Below are 14,279 nucleotides of genomic sequence, written 5' to 3'. Positions count from 1 at the left end.
GCCCACCCTAAGGGCTGGCCGTCTCAGCGGGTCAGTGCCAGCGACGTCAGCTGCGCCACACCCCAGCCGAGCCCCGCGGCGGCCGCGAGCAGCACGCCCGCCCGTACGGCGGCGGCCGTACGCAGCACCGTGCCCGGCGTGCCGAGGCCGGCCAGCGCCTCCCGGGAGGCGGAGCGGGCCTGCCGGGACTCGACGGCCGTGGTGAGCAGGGTCCCGGCCGCGCACAGGGCCACCAGGGCGGCGGCGGGGCCGGTCAGCGGGCCGAGCGGGGCGAGGGAGCCGCCCCGGCCGTGCGGGGCGAGGGCGGTCAGCGCGGCGGCGCCGACGGCGGCCAGCACCCCGAGCGGCCGGCCCAGCCGGGGTGCCTCCTCCTGGAGGCCGCGCCCGGCCAGCAGCCGCAGCAGCCCCGGCCGGACGGCCTGCACCAGGGTCCCGCAGGCGTAGGCCAGTCCGGGACCGGCGAGGGCCAGTCCGACCGCGATCAGCGCGCAGCCGGCCGGTACGCCGGCTCCGCCGGGCCGCGCGTACGCCAGGGCGGCGAGCCCGCAGGCGGCCAGTGCGACGCCCCAGGGCACGCCGGTCTGCGGGGCCAGTCCGGCGTGCGGCGGGCGGGGCCGCAGGGCGAGGGCGGTGGCGGCGGCGGCCGTCAGCGGGACCAGGGCCAGCAGGGTGAGGGCGGCGGCCACCGGCAGGGGCCGGTCCGCGTGCAGCAGGCGGGCGCCGGCGCCGTCGAAGGGCAGCCCGGAGAGCTCGCCCCGCAGGTGGAGGAAGGCGGCCAGCGCGAGGGAGCTGCCGAGGGCGCACGCGACGGCGGTGGAGACGGCGGCGACCAGGGTGAGCCGTACGGGTCCGAGCCCGGCGGCGTCGAGTCCGTCCCGGGGCCGGGTCGCGGGGTCGGTGCGGGCGACGGCCACCGCGAACTGGGCGGTGGCCGCGAGCGGGACCAGCGCCCACAGCAGCCGGGGGAACGATCCGGCGGGCCGGGCGGTCGCGTCCGCGAGAACGTACAGCAGGAGGAACCCGGTGCCGGAGGCGGCGGCGGCGACCAGCAGCCGGCGCAGCTGGAGCAGGGGGCGGGAGCCGCGGACTAGGCGGAGAGCGAGCACGCGGTCTGGTCCTCCGTGGTGAGGGCGGAGGCGGCGGCCGCGGCGCCGGCCGGCCGGCCGTCGAGCAGGGCCAGGGCGCGGTCGGCGCCGGCCGCGGTCTCCTCGTCGTGGGTGGCCAGCAGGACGGTGATGCCGTGGGAGCGGGCGGCGCTGGTCAGGGTGCGCAGCAGCAGGGCGCGTTCGGCGCGGTGCAGTGCGGCGGCCGGCTCGTCGGCGAAGAGCACCGCGGGCTGCGCGACCAGGGCGCGGGCCAGGGCGACCCGCTGGGCCTCGGCGCGGTTGAGGGCGCCGGGGCGCTTCTTGGCGAAGCGGTCGAGGTCGAGGCGCTCCAGCCATTCGAGTGAGGTCCGGCGGGCGGTGCGGTGCGGGGTGCCGCCGATCAGCAGGGGGAGGGCGGCGTTCTCCCAGACCTTGAGCTCGGGGAGCAGCTGCGGTTCGGGGCCGATCCAGGCGAACCGGTCGCGGCGCAGGCGCTCGCGTGCGGCGGCGCCCAGGGTGTGGACCGGGACGCTGTTGAACCAGACCTCGCCCTGTTCGGGCAGGAGCTGCCCGGCCAGACAGCGCAGCAGGGTGCTCTTGCCGCAGCCGCGCGGGCCGGTCACGGCGAGGATCTCGGCCTGGCGGACTCCGGCGGAGACGCCGATCAGGCCGGTGGAGCCTCCGTGGGAGTAGTGCAGGGACCGGGCCCAGAGCAGGTCGTCCTGCGGCGGGGCCTGGTCGGGCCGGGCCTTGTCCGGGGGAGCCACCATGGCGTACACCTCCGTCCGGGGGAACGAAGCGGAGCCCTTTCGGTCACTGGCGCCGCAAGGAGATGTAAAGAGATGAACGTCGTGAAAGCTGACAGCACACGGCCCGGACCCCCGCGTTCTACTCGAACGGAGGATCCGGGCCGTGTGGTCGGGCCGGTGGAACCGGGACCGGTTAGAGCTTGGTCCACGCCTCGGTGAGCACCGAGCGCAGGATGCCTTCGATCTCGTCGAAGGTGCCCTGGTCGGCGATCAGCGGCGGGGCCAGCTGGATGACCGGGTCCCCACGGTCGTCGGCCCGGCAGTACAGGCCGTTGTCGAAGAGAGCCTTGGAGAGGAAGCCGTAGAGCACGCGCTCGGTCTCCTCGTCCGTGAAGGACTCCTTGGTGACCTTGTCCTTGACGAGCTCGATGCCGTAGAAGAAGCCGTTGCCGCGGACGTCGCCGACGATCGGGAGGTCGTGCAGCTTCTTCAGGGTGTTGAAGAAGTTGCCCTCCTGGTCCAGCACGTGCTGGTTCAGGCCTTCCTTGTCGAAGATGTCGAGGTTGGCGATGGCCACCGCGGAGGACACGGGGTGTCCGCCGAAGGTGTAGCCGTGCAGGAAGGTGTTGTCGCCCTTGTAGAAGGGCTCCGCGATGCGGTCCGAGACGATGCAGGCACCGATCGGGGAGTAGCCCGAGGTCATGCCCTTGGCGCAGGTGATCATGTCCGGCACGTAGCCGAACTTGTCACAGGCGAACATCGTGCCCAGGCGGCCGAACGCGCAGATGGTCTCGTCGGAGACGAGCAGCACGTCGTAGGTGTCGCAGATCTCGCGGACCCGCTGGAAGTACCCGGGCGGGGGCGGGAAGCAGCCGCCGGCGTTCTGCACGGGCTCCAGGAAGACGGCCGCGACGGTGTCGGGGCCCTCGAAGAGGATCTGCTGCTCGATCTGGTCGGCGGCCCAGCGGCCGAAGGCCTCGGGGTCGTCGCCGTGGATCGGGGCGCGGTAGATGTTGGTGTTCGGCACCTTGTGCGCGCCGGGGACCAGCGGCTCGAAGGGGGCCTTCAGCGCCGGCAGGCCGGTGATGGACAGCGCGCCCTGCGGGGTGCCGTGGTAGGCCACCGCACGCGAGATGACCTTGTACTTGGTGTGCTTGCCCTGCAGCTTGAAGTACTGCTTGGCGAGCTTCCAGGCGGTCTCGACGGCCTCGCCGCCACCGGTGGTGAAGAAGACCTTGTTCAGGTCGCCCGGGGCGTAGTCGGCGAGGCGCTCGGCGAGCTCGACGGCCTTGGGGTGCGCGTACGACCACACGGGGAAGAACGCGAGCTCCTGGGCCTGCTTGTACGCGACCTCGGCCAGCTCCTTGCGGCCGTGACCGGCGTTGACCACGAACAGTCCGGCGAGACCGTCCAGGTAGCGCTTGCCCTTGTCGTCGAAGATGTAGGTGCCCTCACCCCGCACGATGGTGGGGACGGGCGCGTTCTCGTACGACGACATGCGGGTGAAGTGCATCCACAGGTGGTCGTAGGCGGTTTTGGAGAGGTCCTGGCTCACGGGCTATCGAGTTCCCCACATGTAGGTCTGCTTCTTCAGCTTCAGATAAACGAAGCTTTCGGTTGATCGCACGCCGGGGAGCGTGCGGATCTTCTTGTTGATCGTTTCGAGCAGGTGGTCGTCGTCCTCGCAGACGATCTCCACCATCAGGTCGAACGACCCCGCGGTCATCACGACGTACTCGCACTCGGCCATGGCGGTCAGTGCGTCGGCCACCGGGTCGAGGTCTCCCTCGACGTTGATGCCGACCATCGCCTGGCGCCGCAGGCCCACGGTGAGCGGGTCGGTGACGGCGACGATCTGCATGACGCCCTGGTCGAGCAGCTTCTGCACGCGCTGGCGCACCGCCGCTTCGGAGAGGCCCACGGCCTTGCCGATCGATGCATACGGACGGCGACCGTCCTCCTGCAGTTGCTCGATGATCGCCAGGGACACAGCATCGACCGAAGGGGACGGTTGTCTGTTCCTGGAATCTGCGCTTCGACTGACCACGAGCTCACTGTGCACGAGGAGTCGTCTGTTCCGCAACCCGTAATCGATGAAATCCGTTGCCAAGCGTCTTCGATTGCACGGATTTCGTAGTTGGCCGGGTCTGGCTCTGTCGAAAGCGTCGCCGGAGGAGCTAGGCTTAACAGGTCGTCTCAATCATTGGACATGTGATCAGGAGAGTGGCTGTAGTGACCACCGAACTGCGTCGTCTGCGCAACTACATCGGCGGGGAGTTCAAGGACGCCGCCGACGGGCGGACCACCGACGTGGTCAACCCCGCGACCGGCGAGGTGTACGCCACCGCCCCGCTCTCGGGCCAGGCCGACGTCGACGCCGCCATGGCCGCCGCCGCGGCGGCCTTCCCGGGCTGGCGTGACACCACGCCGTCGGAGCGTCAGAAGGCGCTGCTGAAGATCGCGGACGCCTTCGAGGCGCGCGCGGACGAGCTGGTCGCCGCCGAGTCGGAGAACACCGGCAAGCCGCTGGGCCTGACGGCCAGCGAGGAGCTCCCGCCGATGGTGGACCAGATCCGCTTCTTCGCGGGCGCCGCGCGCCTGCTGGAGGGCCGCTCGGCCGGCGAGTACATGGACGGGATGACCTCGATCATCCGCCGTGAGCCGGTCGGCGTCTGCGCCCAGGTGGCGCCGTGGAACTACCCGATGATGATGGCCGTGTGGAAGTTCGCCCCGGCGATCGCCGCGGGCAACACCGTCGTCCTCAAGCCCTCGGACACCACCCCGGCCTCGACCGTCCTGATGGCCGAGATCATCGACTCGGTGCTCCCCAAGGGCGTCTTCAACGTCGTCTGCGGCGACCGCGAGACCGGCAAGGCCATGGTCGAGCACTCCACCCCGGCGATGGCCTCCATCACCGGTTCGGTGCGCGCCGGCATGCAGGTCGCCGAGAGCGCCTCCAAGGACGTCAAGCGCGTCCACCTGGAGCTCGGCGGCAAGGCCCCCGTCGTGGTCTTCGAGGACGCCGACCTGGCCAAGGCCGTCGAGGACATCGCGGTCGCGGGCTACTTCAACGCCGGCCAGGACTGTACGGCCGCCACCCGCGTGCTCGTGCACGAGTCGATCCACGACGAGTTCGTGGCCGCGCTGGCCAAGGCCGCCGCGGAGACCAAGACCGGTCAGCCGGACGACGAGGACGTGCTGTACGGCCCGCTGAACAACCCGAACCAGCTGGCGCAGGTGGCGGGCTTCGTCGACCGCCTCCCCGCCCATGCCAAGGTCGAGGCGGGCGGCCACCGCGTCGGCGAGAAGGGCTACTTCTACGCCCCGACCGTCGTCTCCGGTCTGAAGCAGGACGACGAGATCATCCAGAACGAGGTCTTCGGCCCGGTCATCACCGTCCAGTCCTTCACCGACGAGGCCCAGGCCCTGGAGTTCGCGAACGGCGTCGATTTCGCCCTCGCGTCCTCCGTGTGGACCAAGGACCACGCCCGCGCGATGCGCATGTCCAAGAACCTCGACTTCGGCTGCGTGTGGATCAACACCCACATCCCGCTCGTCGCCGAGATGCCGCACGGCGGCTTCAAGAAGTCCGGCTACGGCAAGGACCTCTCCGCCTACGGCTTCGAGGACTACACCCGCATCAAGCACGTGATGACCTCGCTCGACGCCTGATCCGCGGCCGCCGCCGCGTCGGCGGCGCACTGATCACCCAAGGGTCCTGACGGGGCGGGCAGTAGACATCTTGTCTATTGCCCGCCCCTTCGCGTTGCCCGAGGCTCTGACCATGTCTGCACTCGTCTCCCGTCGCGCGGCGCTGCGCGGCCTCGGTGCCGCCGGTCTGCTCGCCGCCCTCGCCGGCTGCGGCGTGCCCGCCGCCTACGTCCCGGAGGACCGGCGCGAGGCCCGGGACCTCTCGGACCGCGACCGCTCCCTCTCCTTCTCCAACTGGCCGCTCTACATCGACACCGACGACGAGGACGAGGAGAGCCGTCCGACCCTGGAGGCGTTCACCCGCAGGACCGGCATCCGGGTCCGCTACACCGAGGAGATCAACGACAACGACGAGTTCTTCGGCAAGGTCAGCCCGGCCCTGATGAACCACCAGGCGACCGGCCACGACCTGGTCGTGGTCAGCGACTGGATGGCCGCCCGCTTCGTCCACCTGGGCTGGGCCCAGAAGATGGACCGCTCGGCGCAGTCCAACGTCGCCAAGTACCTGGACCCGCAGCTGCGTTCGCCCGCCTTCGACGAGGGGCGGCTGCACACCGTCCCCTGGCAGTCCGGGATCACCGGCATCGCCTACAACCGCAGGGCGCTGGGCCGGGAGATCAAGTCCGTCAAGGACCTCTGGCACCCGGACCTGGCGGGCAAGGTGACCCTCTTCTCGGGCCTCGACGAGTCCTTCGCCCTCCTGATGCAGGGCAACGGCACCGACGTCACCCGCTGGACCGAGTCCGACTTCCACCGGATGGCCGACCAGGTCGAGGACCTGGTGCGCAAGAAGCACATCCGCCGCTTCACCGGCAACGACTACACCTCCGATCTGGGCAAGGGGGACGTCCTGGCCTGCCAGGCCTACTCGGGCGACGCCATCCAGCTCCGGGCCGACAACCCCGACATCGAGTTCGTGGTCCCCGAGGAGGGCGCCGAGCTGTGGGCCGAGAGCCTGCTCGTCCCCAACCTCGCGCGGCACAAGGCCAATGCCGAGGCCCTCGTCGACCACTACTACGACCCCGCGGTGGCGGCGGAGCTGGCGGCCTCGGTCAACTACGTCTGCCCGGTGCCCGCCGCCCGCGAGGTGCTGGCCGCCTCGTCGGACGAGGAGACCGCCCGGCTGGCGGAGAACCCGCTGGTCTTCCCCGACGACGCGATGCGCCGGCGCCTCGCGGTGGCCCGGGACATCTCCTCGGCCGAACGCCCTTCCCTCGCCAAGCGCTGGAACGCCATCGTCGGACTGTGATCATGGTCTCCCGATAGGAACTGAACATGTTCAGGAAATTGGCTGAACGTGTTCAGTTCTGTAGGTAGGCTCCTTTCCATGAGCGAGAGAAGCGCCCTCCAGCGGCGGATCCGTAACTGGCTTGTGCTGTTCCTGGTCTGCCTGGTCCTCAGTGGACTCACCGCATTCCCCCTGGTCACCGAGCTCCGCTGGGCCAACGAGCTGGTCTCCAACGACTGGCTGCGCCGGGTGGGGGACGGACTGGAGCGGGCCGACTCCGAGTACCCCTTCCTCCTCTACGGCACCGACTGGCTCGCCTTCGCCCACCTGGTGATCGCCGTGTTCTTCTACGGAGTCCACCGCGACCCGGTCCGCAACATCTGGATCGTCGAGGCCGGCATGGTCGCCTGCGTCGGCATCGTCCCCCTCGCCCTCCTCAGCGCGCCGGTCCGGGGGATCCCCGGCTGGTGGTCGGTCATCGACATGTCCTTCGGGGTCTTCGGCATCCTCCCCCTGATCGCTCTGCGCCGCCTGATCAAGCGCCTGGAGGCGTTGGAGGCACTGGAGGGCGCGGAGGGCGCCGGCTACCGCGCGAAGGCCGCCCCGATGATGCCGTAGGCCACCGGGTTCATGTCCCCCTTGGCGTTCGTGGAGTTCACCGAATAGACCAGCGTGCGGGACAGGTCGCGGGTGCCGCCGATGACCGTGCTGTAGCCGTGCCGCGAGCCCGTCTTGCCGTACAGCTTCGTACCGTCGGGAAGCGGGAACTCCTTCAGGCCGGCCGTCTGGACCGCGCGCTCCCCGGTCGTGCTCGCGGCGTCCGGGACGTCGGGCACCGTGAACATCTCCTCCAGCTGTGCCTTCGGGACGAGCTTGCCGCCGAACAGGGCCACCGTGAAGCGCTCCAGGTCCGCCGTGGTCGAGATCAGGTCCCCCGCGGCCCAGTTGGAGGAGGAGTTCCACTCCGACACGTCCACCAGCGAGCGGCTCCCGTCCGCTGCCGTGACCGCCTGGTAGCCGTGGTTGTACGGACCCGGTATGCGGTTCTGGGTCCGGGCCGGGAACGAGGTGTGGCGCAGGCCGAGCGGCCTGAGGATCCGGTCCCCGACGGCTTTCTCGTACGCCGTCCCCGTCACCTTCTCGATCAGCACGCCCAGCACCGTGTAGTGGATGTTGCTGTACCGCTGCTTCTCGCCCGGCCTGAACTCCGGCCCCTTCGCGACCGCGTTGGCGATCAGCGCGTGCGGGTCGACCACGTCGAAGCGGTGGGCGTACTCGGCCTCGAAGGTGTCCCCGGGGCCGTCGGCGGAACGCAGACCGCTCGTGTAGTTCAGCAGCTGCCGCACCTTCACCGGCTCGAAGCCGGGCAGCAGCCCCGGCAGGTAGTCCTGCACCGGCCGGTCCAGGTCCACCCTGCCCTCGGCCGCCAGCTGGAGCACCACCGCCGCCGTGAACGCCTTCGTCACCGACCCGGCCCGGAACCGGGCGTCCTCCACCGCCGCCCGCCCGCCGCGGACGTCCGCGACACCGGAAGAGCCCCGCCAGGTGCCGCTCGTACCGCCCACCCGTACCAGCGCCGCGGTCGCGTGCTCGTTCCGCGCCCCGACGCCCGCGAGCGCCTTCTCCAGCGCCGCCGCGTTCGGCGGCGTCGTGAAGACCGGGGCGGGCACCCCCGTCGAGACCCGCGCGGGAGCCGGCGCGGCCTGGGCGGCGGCCACCGGACCGGCGACGACCCCCAGGACCAGAGCGGCGGCGACGAGCGTGCGCGTACGTGCCTTCATGACGGTTCCCCCTGTGTGCGACCCGCGGGGCCCGCTGCCCCCCGATGACCTCAATGCTCCAGGTCAGAGGGGTGGTTGCGGATCACCAACAAGAGTGGTCTTCAGCGGTACGACAACTCACCGGCGCGAGGGAGCCGACACGCCGCCCCTCACTCTCCAGAGGGAGGAACCCACGAGGGACCCTCCGTACCCGCCGCGATCAGACCCGTCTCGTACGCGCAGATCACGGCCTGGATCCGGTCCCGCAGCCCCAGCTTCGCCAGCACGTTCCCCACGTGCGACTTCACCGTGTGCTCGCTCACCACCAGCGCTTCCGCGATCTCCGCGTTCGACAGCCCCCGCCCCAGGTGCAGCAGCGTCTCCCGCTCGCGGGCCGTCAGCACACCCAGCCGCTCCGCCGCACGCGGGTCCGGCACGGCCGGCCGGGCCGTCGCGGCCGTGTACTCCTCGATCACCCGCCGCGCCACCGACGGCGCCAGCAGCGACTCGCCCGCCGCCACCACCCGCACCGCGTGCACCAGGTCGTCCCGCCGCACGTCCTTCAGCAGGAACCCGCTCGCCCCCGCGTGCAGCGCCTCGTAGACGTACTCGTCCGAGTCGAAGGTCGTCAGCATCACCGTCCGGCACGCGCTCCGCGCCGAGATCGCCCGGCAGGCCTCTATCCCGTCCAGCACCGGCATCCGCACGTCCAGCAGCGCCACGTCCGGAGCGAGCCGCTCGACCGCCGACACCGCCGCCGCACCGTCCCCGACCTCCGCCACGACCTCGATGTCCTCCTGGACGTCCAGGATCATCGCGAACCCGCTGCGCACGAGCTCCTGGTCGTCGGCCACCACCACACGGATCGTCACTTCCCCACCTCCAGCGGCGAGGTTACAACCACCGTGAAACCGCGCCCGCCCGCGCCGGGCCCGGTCCACGCCGTCCCGCCGTGCGCCGCCGCCCGCTCGCGGATCCCGATCAGGCCGTGCCCGCCCGGAGCGCCGCCGGCCGGGCCCCGTCCGTCGTCCGTGACCCGCACCGCGAGCTCCTGGGCCCCGTACTCCAGGCGCACGTCCACCGCCGAGGCCCCCGCGTGCTTCACCACGTTGGTCAGCGCCTCCTGCACCACCCGGTGCACCGTCGCCTCCAGCGCCGCCGGCAGCTCGCGCACCTCGCCCGTCCGCTCGTACGACACCGCGAGCCCACTCGCCCGCACCCGGTCCACCAGCGCCGGCAGTGCCCCGATCCCCGGCTGGGGAGCACGCGGAGCGGCCTCCTCCGCTCGCAGCACGCCCAGGATCGTCCGCAGCTGCGCCATCGCGTCCCGGCCCGTCTCGGCGATCGCCTCGAAGGCCGCCTCCGCCCGCTCCGGAGCCCGCCGCACGGCCACCGGACCGGCCTCCGCCTGCACGATCATGATGCTGACGGCGTGCGAGAGGATGTCGTGCATCTCCCGCGCGATGCGCGCCCGTTCGCGCGCGGCCGCCTGCTCCGCCTCGATCCGGTTCGCCCGCTCCAGCTGCGCGGCCCGGTCCAGGGCCGCCTCCGTGTAGGCCTGCCGGACGGCCTGGAGCCGCCCGAGGGCGAACGCCGCCCCGAACACGAACAGCGCGAACAGCAGCTCCCTGGCCGTACCGGTGTTGAACGCGACGGACACGGCGATCACCGCGATCAGGGCCGTCCCGACGACCAGCCGCACCCGCGAGGCGCCCAGGAGCGCGATCGAGTAGACGCAGACCAGCGCGGCGTACGGCAGCGGCTGCCCGGGGCCGTCCAGGGCCAGCTGGTAGGCCGAACCGGCCGCGACCACCCCGAGGAGCGCCGTCACGGGCGCCCGGCTCCGCCACACCAGCGGCACGTTGCCCAGCGTCGTGACCAGGTACGCCGCCCAGGTGGCCGGCGGGTCCGCCGGGTCGCGGGGCACCACGAAGGGGATGGACGTCGCCACCTGCACCAGCAGCGTCAGCCCCACGTCCCGCCGGCGCGGATCGGCCCGCAGGACCCATCCGCGCAGGCGTCCGGGCATTCCCCGCATCACCGCCCGAGCGCGGCCCGTACGGAGGCCAGCGCGTCGAGCCTGTTGGTGGTGACGGAGTCCGCGCCGGCCCGGAGGACGGCGCGCATCGACCGCCGGGTGTCCGGGGTCCAGGCCGACACCAGCAGCCCGTCCCGGTGCAGGGCGTCCGTCAGCTCCCGGGTGACCAGCCCGAAGCGGTAGTTGAGCCAGCGCGGCTTCACCGCGTCGATCAGCACGCGGCGCGGCGGCGAGAGGGTGGTCCAGGTCAGCGCGATCTCCGCGCCCGGGTCGGCGGCCCGGACCGCGAGCATGGTGCCGGGCCCGGCACAGTAGTACGCGCGGTCGCGCGCCCCGCACTCGCGCACCAGGTCGACGACGGTCCGCACGGCCTCGTACGAGGCACCCGGCAGGTCGATCATCAGCCGGCCGGCCCCGGCCTCCATCAGCGCCTCGCGCAGGGTCGGGACCCGGCCGTCCGTCAGCTCCTTCAACTGCGGGGCGGTGACGTCGTCGAGCCGTACGGCGTGCCCCCACAGCCGCTCCAGCGTCTCGTCGTGGAGCAGGACCGGGACCCCGTCACGGGTCAGCCGTACGTCGATCTCCACCGCGTCCGCTCCGCGCGCGAACGCGGAGCGGACGGAGGCGAGGGTGTTCTCGCGGAAGCGGTAGGGATCGCCGCGGTGGCCGACTGCAGTCAGATTGCTCATGCGCCCCATTCTCGGGGGCGCCGGCGATCAAGGGGAGTCAGCGGGCGAGCCATTCGGCGGTGTACGCGTCGATCTCCGCCGTGAGCCGCGCCTTGCCCGCCTCATCCAGGAAGGAGGCCTCGACGGCGTTCTTGGCGAGCTGTGCGAGACCGCGCTCGTCGAGGTCGAGGAGGCGGGCGGCGACCGCGTACTCGTTGTTGAGGTCGGTGCCGAACATCGGCGGGTCGTCGCTGTTGATGGTGACGAGCACGCCCGCCGCGACCATCTCCTTGACGGGGTGCTGTTCGAGGTCGGTCACCGCGCGGGTGGCGATGTTGGAGGTCGGGCAGACCTCCAGCGCGATCCGGTGCTCCGCGAGGTACTTCAGCAGCTCCGGGTCCCGGGTGGAGCTGGTGCCGTGGCCGATGCGCTCGGCGCCCAGCTCCCGAACGGCGTCCCAGACGGTCTCCGGCCCGGTGGTCTCGCCGGCGTGCGGCACGCTGTGCAGGCCGGCGGCGCGCGCCCGGTCGAAGTACGGCTTGAACTGCGGGCGCGGCACGCCGATCTCGGGGCCGCCGAGGCCGAAGGAGACCAGGCCCTCGGGGCGCAGGTCGACCGCCAGGCGGGCGGTCTCCTCGGCGGCCTCCAGACCGGCCTCGCCGGGGATGTCGAAGCACCAGCGCAGGATGACGCCGAGCTCGGTCTCGGCGGCCTTGCGGGCGTCCTCGATGGCCTCCATGAAGGCCTTCTCGTCGATGCCGCGGCGGGTCGAGGAGTAGGGGGTGATGGTCAGTTCGGCGTAGCGGATGTTCTGCCGGGCCATGTCGCGGGCGACTTCGAAGGTCAGCGTCCGCACGTCGTCCGGGGTGCGGACGAGGTCGACGACCGACAGGTAGACCTCGATGAAGTGGGCGAAGTCGGTGAAGGTGAAGTAGTCGGCCAGCGCGTCGGGGTCGGTGGGGACCTTCGAGTCGGGGTGGCGGGAGGCCAGTTCGGCCACGATGCGGGGGGACGCCGAGCCGACGTGGTGGACGTGGAGTTCGGCCTTGGGCAGCCCCGCGATGAAGGGGTGCAGGTCGGGCATGGGGGCCTCCGGAGGGACACGGGTGCGGGCGGGTCGGCTTCATCGTAGGCAGGACCGGGCCGTGTCGGTGGCAGCGCTTAGCATGGCCGTACGAGAGAGGGGGGCGCCGCATGACCGACCACAGCCCTGAGCCGAGGGACCCGTGGGCGCCGCCCGAGCGGCCGGCGACGGACCTGGGGAAGCCGCAGGGGGACCGGCCGACCCCGCCGGTGCACGAGCAGCCGACGGTCGTGGGCCTGCCCGGGACGCCCGCCGCGCCCGCCCCGTCCGGGTACCCGCCCCCGCCCCAGCCCGCCGCGCCGGCCGCCCCGCCGTACCCGCAGCCCCCGGCCCCCGGTTCCGCGTACGGGTACCCGGCGCAGCCGGCTCCCGGCGGGTACGCCTACCCCGGCCCGCCGGTCCCCCCGGGCCAGGCCGGATACCCCGGATACCCCGGATACCCGGGTCAGCCCGGCTACCCGGCCCACCCCGGCTACCCGGGACAGCCGGGGTACCCGTACCCGTACCCCTACGCGGCGCCGCCCGCGAACAACGGCTTCGGGATCACCGCCCTCGTCCTCGGCATCCTCTCGGTGCTCGCCTGCGCCACGCTGTTCGGCGCCATCGCCCTCGGCATCGCCGCGGTCGTCTTCGGCGTGCTGGGCAGGGGCAAGGCCAACCGGGGCGAGGCCACCAACGGCGGCGTGGCCCTGGCCGGCGCGATCCTCGGCGGGGTCGGCACGGTCCTCGGCATAGGCATGACCCTGATCATCTTCCTCGTCCCCGAGATCGACGACTCGGACGGCGGCAGCGACTCCCCGTCCTCCGTCTCCCAGGTGGACACGGAGCGCGAGCGGGTCTGAGCGGCGCGCCCCCGGGCCGGCGCGGTCAGAGCGGGGCGGCCGACAGCAGGGTGGGGACCATCCAGGGCCCGTCCGGGGCGGCCCGGGGGACCGGCACCCAGGTCAGCCCCACCATCCGGGGGCACGCGCAGTCCAGGTCCCCGTCCACCCCCAGCACGGGCTCGCCGGGCGCGACCTCCACCCGGAAGCAGACGGTCCACCCGGAGGGGTAGGGCGCCTCGTACGCGTACTGCACTTCCAGGGGGGTCAGCCCCGTCTCCTCGGCCACCTCGCGCCGGACCGCCGCCTCCAGGTCCTCCCCGGGTTCCACCCCGCCGCCCGGCAGGGTCCAGTACTCGGCCCCGTCGTGGAGCCCGGACGGTCCCCGGTGGCGCTCGCGCACCATCAGCACGGCGCCGTCGCGCACGATGACCGCCGCCACCCGGCGCCGCCCGGTCACGCCTGCTCCTCGCGCAGCCGCTCCCGGGCCTCCATCAGGGCGAAGCCCAGCAGGTTCAGGCCGCGCCAGGCCTCCGGCCGCAGCGCCCGCTCGTCGTCCGCGGCGAGTCCAATGCCCCAGATCCGGTCCACCGGGCTCGCCTCGACCAGCACCCGCGGTCCCGTGCCCAGCAGGTAGGAGCGCAGCGCCGGGTCGGAGCCGAACTTGTGCACGCTGCCCGCCACGACCAGCGCGAACCGCTCCCGCCGCCAGACCTCCTCGTCGAACCGGCGCACCAGCCGCCCGGCCTTCTTGGCCGCCGCCGGACTACTCGCCCCCAGCGCGGCGCGCTCGGCCTCGGCGTCATCGAACAGGCGCGCCTTTCCGGCCATCATCCAGTGCTCCGCCGTGGCGTACCGGACGTCACCGACAGTGAAGGGCGAAGGCCACCACTGGCTGAGGCAGCTCGGTCCGAGACGGCCGTCCGGCTGCGGCCGGTGTCCCCAGAAGGGCAGGTACTTCACCCGCTCACCGCGGCTGACCTGCTCGATCAACTTGTCGATCATCTCCATGCACGCGAGTCTTGCAGCCACCACTGACACTTCGTACGGGATTTTGGAGATGCCTCGACACATGGTCGACCGATTCCGTCGCGTAATCAAAAGGCAACAACGGAATCACTTGGCGGGGGAGAAC

Annotated in this window: 15 protein-coding genes; 4 read left to right on the top strand and 11 right to left on the bottom strand. The window is 72.1% G+C overall.

What is annotated here, in order from left to right:
- Positions 1 to 23: 23 nt before the first annotated feature.
- The 4 genes from ACIPW5_RS19855 to ACIPW5_RS19840 all read right to left on the bottom strand — a co-directional run bounded on the left by ACIPW5_RS19855 (position 24) and on the right by ACIPW5_RS19840 (position 3,896).
- Positions 24 to 1,106 (bottom strand): hypothetical protein, encoded by a 1,083-nt coding sequence (locus tag ACIPW5_RS19855; RefSeq protein WP_401246385.1) that lies wholly within the window; start codon positions 1,104 to 1,106, stop codon positions 24 to 26.
- Positions 1,088 to 1,864: an ABC transporter ATP-binding protein gene (locus ACIPW5_RS19850; protein WP_401246382.1), complete on the bottom strand. Its 777-nt coding sequence runs from the start codon at positions 1,862 to 1,864 to the stop codon at positions 1,088 to 1,090. Before ACIPW5_RS19850 ends, ACIPW5_RS19855 begins: the two co-directional genes overlap by 19 nt.
- A gap of 163 nt (positions 1,865 to 2,027) precedes the next feature.
- Complete coding sequence (locus ACIPW5_RS19845; protein WP_007266858.1) at positions 2,028 to 3,389, bottom strand: aspartate aminotransferase family protein; 1,362 nt, start codon at positions 3,387 to 3,389, stop codon at positions 2,028 to 2,030.
- A gap of 3 nt (positions 3,390 to 3,392) precedes the next feature.
- The gene (locus ACIPW5_RS19840) at positions 3,393 to 3,896 is read right to left on the bottom strand and encodes an Lrp/AsnC family transcriptional regulator (protein ID WP_266605461.1); all 504 of its coding nucleotides are present in this window, start codon (positions 3,894 to 3,896) and stop codon (positions 3,393 to 3,395) included.
- Positions 3,897 to 4,066: 170 nt separating this feature from the next.
- Here ACIPW5_RS19840 and ACIPW5_RS19835 point away from each other — a divergent pair, with 170 nt between their 5' ends.
- The 3 genes from ACIPW5_RS19835 (at position 4,067) to ACIPW5_RS19825 (ending at position 7,391) form a co-directional block, all read left to right on the top strand.
- Positions 4,067 to 5,506 carry a gamma-aminobutyraldehyde dehydrogenase gene (locus ACIPW5_RS19835; protein ID WP_401246377.1) on the top strand — a complete coding sequence of 480 codons (1,440 nt, stop codon included), beginning with the start codon at positions 4,067 to 4,069 and terminating at the stop codon, positions 5,504 to 5,506.
- Positions 5,507 to 5,618: 112 nt separating this feature from the next.
- Positions 5,619 to 6,794 carry a spermidine/putrescine ABC transporter substrate-binding protein gene (locus tag ACIPW5_RS19830; protein ID WP_401246374.1) on the top strand — a complete coding sequence of 392 codons (1,176 nt, stop codon included), beginning with the start codon at positions 5,619 to 5,621 and terminating at the stop codon, positions 6,792 to 6,794.
- Positions 6,795 to 6,872: 78 nt separating this feature from the next.
- Positions 6,873 to 7,391: a hypothetical protein gene (locus ACIPW5_RS19825; protein WP_401246372.1), complete on the top strand. Its 519-nt coding sequence runs from the start codon at positions 6,873 to 6,875 to the stop codon at positions 7,389 to 7,391.
- On the opposite strand, the gene ACIPW5_RS19820 is transcribed toward ACIPW5_RS19825, so the two are convergent.
- The 5 genes from ACIPW5_RS19820 to ACIPW5_RS19800 all read right to left on the bottom strand — a co-directional run bounded on the left by ACIPW5_RS19820 (position 7,358) and on the right by ACIPW5_RS19800 (position 12,323).
- A complete protein-coding gene (locus ACIPW5_RS19820) occupies positions 7,358 to 8,554 on the bottom strand; it encodes a serine hydrolase domain-containing protein (protein WP_401246369.1) in 1,197 nt (398 codons plus the stop codon). The genes ACIPW5_RS19825 and ACIPW5_RS19820 overlap by 34 nt on opposite strands.
- A 149-nt stretch (positions 8,555 to 8,703) precedes the next feature.
- A complete protein-coding gene (locus ACIPW5_RS19815) occupies positions 8,704 to 9,405 on the bottom strand; it encodes a response regulator (protein ID WP_401246366.1) in 702 nt (233 codons plus the stop codon).
- Positions 9,402 to 10,571 carry a sensor histidine kinase gene (locus ACIPW5_RS19810; protein WP_401246713.1) on the bottom strand — a complete coding sequence of 390 codons (1,170 nt, stop codon included), beginning with the start codon at positions 10,569 to 10,571 and terminating at the stop codon, positions 9,402 to 9,404. The genes ACIPW5_RS19815 and ACIPW5_RS19810 overlap by 4 nt, the downstream gene beginning before the upstream one ends.
- A complete protein-coding gene (locus ACIPW5_RS19805) occupies positions 10,571 to 11,269 on the bottom strand; it encodes a glycerophosphodiester phosphodiesterase (RefSeq protein ID WP_401246363.1) in 699 nt (232 codons plus the stop codon). The genes ACIPW5_RS19810 and ACIPW5_RS19805 overlap by 1 nt, the downstream gene beginning before the upstream one ends.
- 28 nt (positions 11,270 to 11,297) lie before the next feature.
- Positions 11,298 to 12,323 carry an adenosine deaminase gene (locus ACIPW5_RS19800; protein WP_401246360.1) on the bottom strand — a complete coding sequence of 342 codons (1,026 nt, stop codon included), beginning with the start codon at positions 12,321 to 12,323 and terminating at the stop codon, positions 11,298 to 11,300.
- A 110-nt stretch (positions 12,324 to 12,433) separates the two neighbouring features.
- On the opposite strand from ACIPW5_RS19800, the gene ACIPW5_RS19795 reads away from it, so the two are divergent.
- Complete coding sequence (locus ACIPW5_RS19795) at positions 12,434 to 13,165, top strand: DUF4190 domain-containing protein (protein ID WP_401246357.1); 732 nt, start codon at positions 12,434 to 12,436, stop codon at positions 13,163 to 13,165.
- 25 nt (positions 13,166 to 13,190) lie between these two features.
- Here the strand turns inward: ACIPW5_RS19795 and ACIPW5_RS19790 are convergent, their stop codons facing one another.
- Positions 13,191 to 13,604, bottom strand: a complete 414-nt coding sequence (locus tag ACIPW5_RS19790; RefSeq protein WP_401246354.1) for an NUDIX domain-containing protein — start codon at positions 13,602 to 13,604, stop codon at positions 13,191 to 13,193.
- Positions 13,601 to 14,155 carry an NADAR family protein gene (locus ACIPW5_RS19785; RefSeq protein WP_401246352.1) on the bottom strand — a complete coding sequence of 185 codons (555 nt, stop codon included), beginning with the start codon at positions 14,153 to 14,155 and terminating at the stop codon, positions 13,601 to 13,603. The genes ACIPW5_RS19790 and ACIPW5_RS19785 overlap by 4 nt, the downstream gene beginning before the upstream one ends.
- Between the last annotated feature and the right edge of the window lie 124 nt (positions 14,156 to 14,279).

Source organism: Streptomyces sp. NPDC090077 (assembly GCF_044747545.1).
Taxonomy (GTDB): domain Bacteria; phylum Actinomycetota; class Actinomycetes; order Streptomycetales; family Streptomycetaceae; genus Streptomyces.
This window is presented reverse-complemented; position numbering and strand designations above follow the sequence as displayed.

What these genes read in the sequence shown, in the direction of transcription:
- ACIPW5_RS19795 (WP_401246357.1), top strand. Translation starts at nt 12,434, where the DNA reads ATGACCGACCACAGCCCTGAGCCGAGGGACCCGTGGGCGCCGCCCGAG.
- ACIPW5_RS19830 (WP_401246374.1), top strand. Translation starts at nt 5,619, where the DNA reads ATGTCTGCACTCGTCTCCCGTCGCGCGGCGCTGCGCGGCCTCGGTGCC.
- ACIPW5_RS19810 (WP_401246713.1), bottom strand. Translation starts at nt 10,571, where the DNA reads ATGCGGGGAATGCCCGGACGCCTGCGCGGATGGGTCCTGCGGGCCGAT.
- ACIPW5_RS19805 (WP_401246363.1), bottom strand. Translation starts at nt 11,269, where the DNA reads ATGGGGCGCATGAGCAATCTGACTGCAGTCGGCCACCGCGGCGATCCC.
- ACIPW5_RS19820 (WP_401246369.1), bottom strand. Translation starts at nt 8,554, where the DNA reads ATGAAGGCACGTACGCGCACGCTCGTCGCCGCCGCTCTGGTCCTGGGG.
- ACIPW5_RS19800 (WP_401246360.1), bottom strand. Translation starts at nt 12,323, where the DNA reads ATGCCCGACCTGCACCCCTTCATCGCGGGGCTGCCCAAGGCCGAACTC.
- ACIPW5_RS19785 (WP_401246352.1), bottom strand. Translation starts at nt 14,155, where the DNA reads ATGGAGATGATCGACAAGTTGATCGAGCAGGTCAGCCGCGGTGAGCGG.
- ACIPW5_RS19825 (WP_401246372.1), top strand. Translation starts at nt 6,873, where the DNA reads ATGAGCGAGAGAAGCGCCCTCCAGCGGCGGATCCGTAACTGGCTTGTG.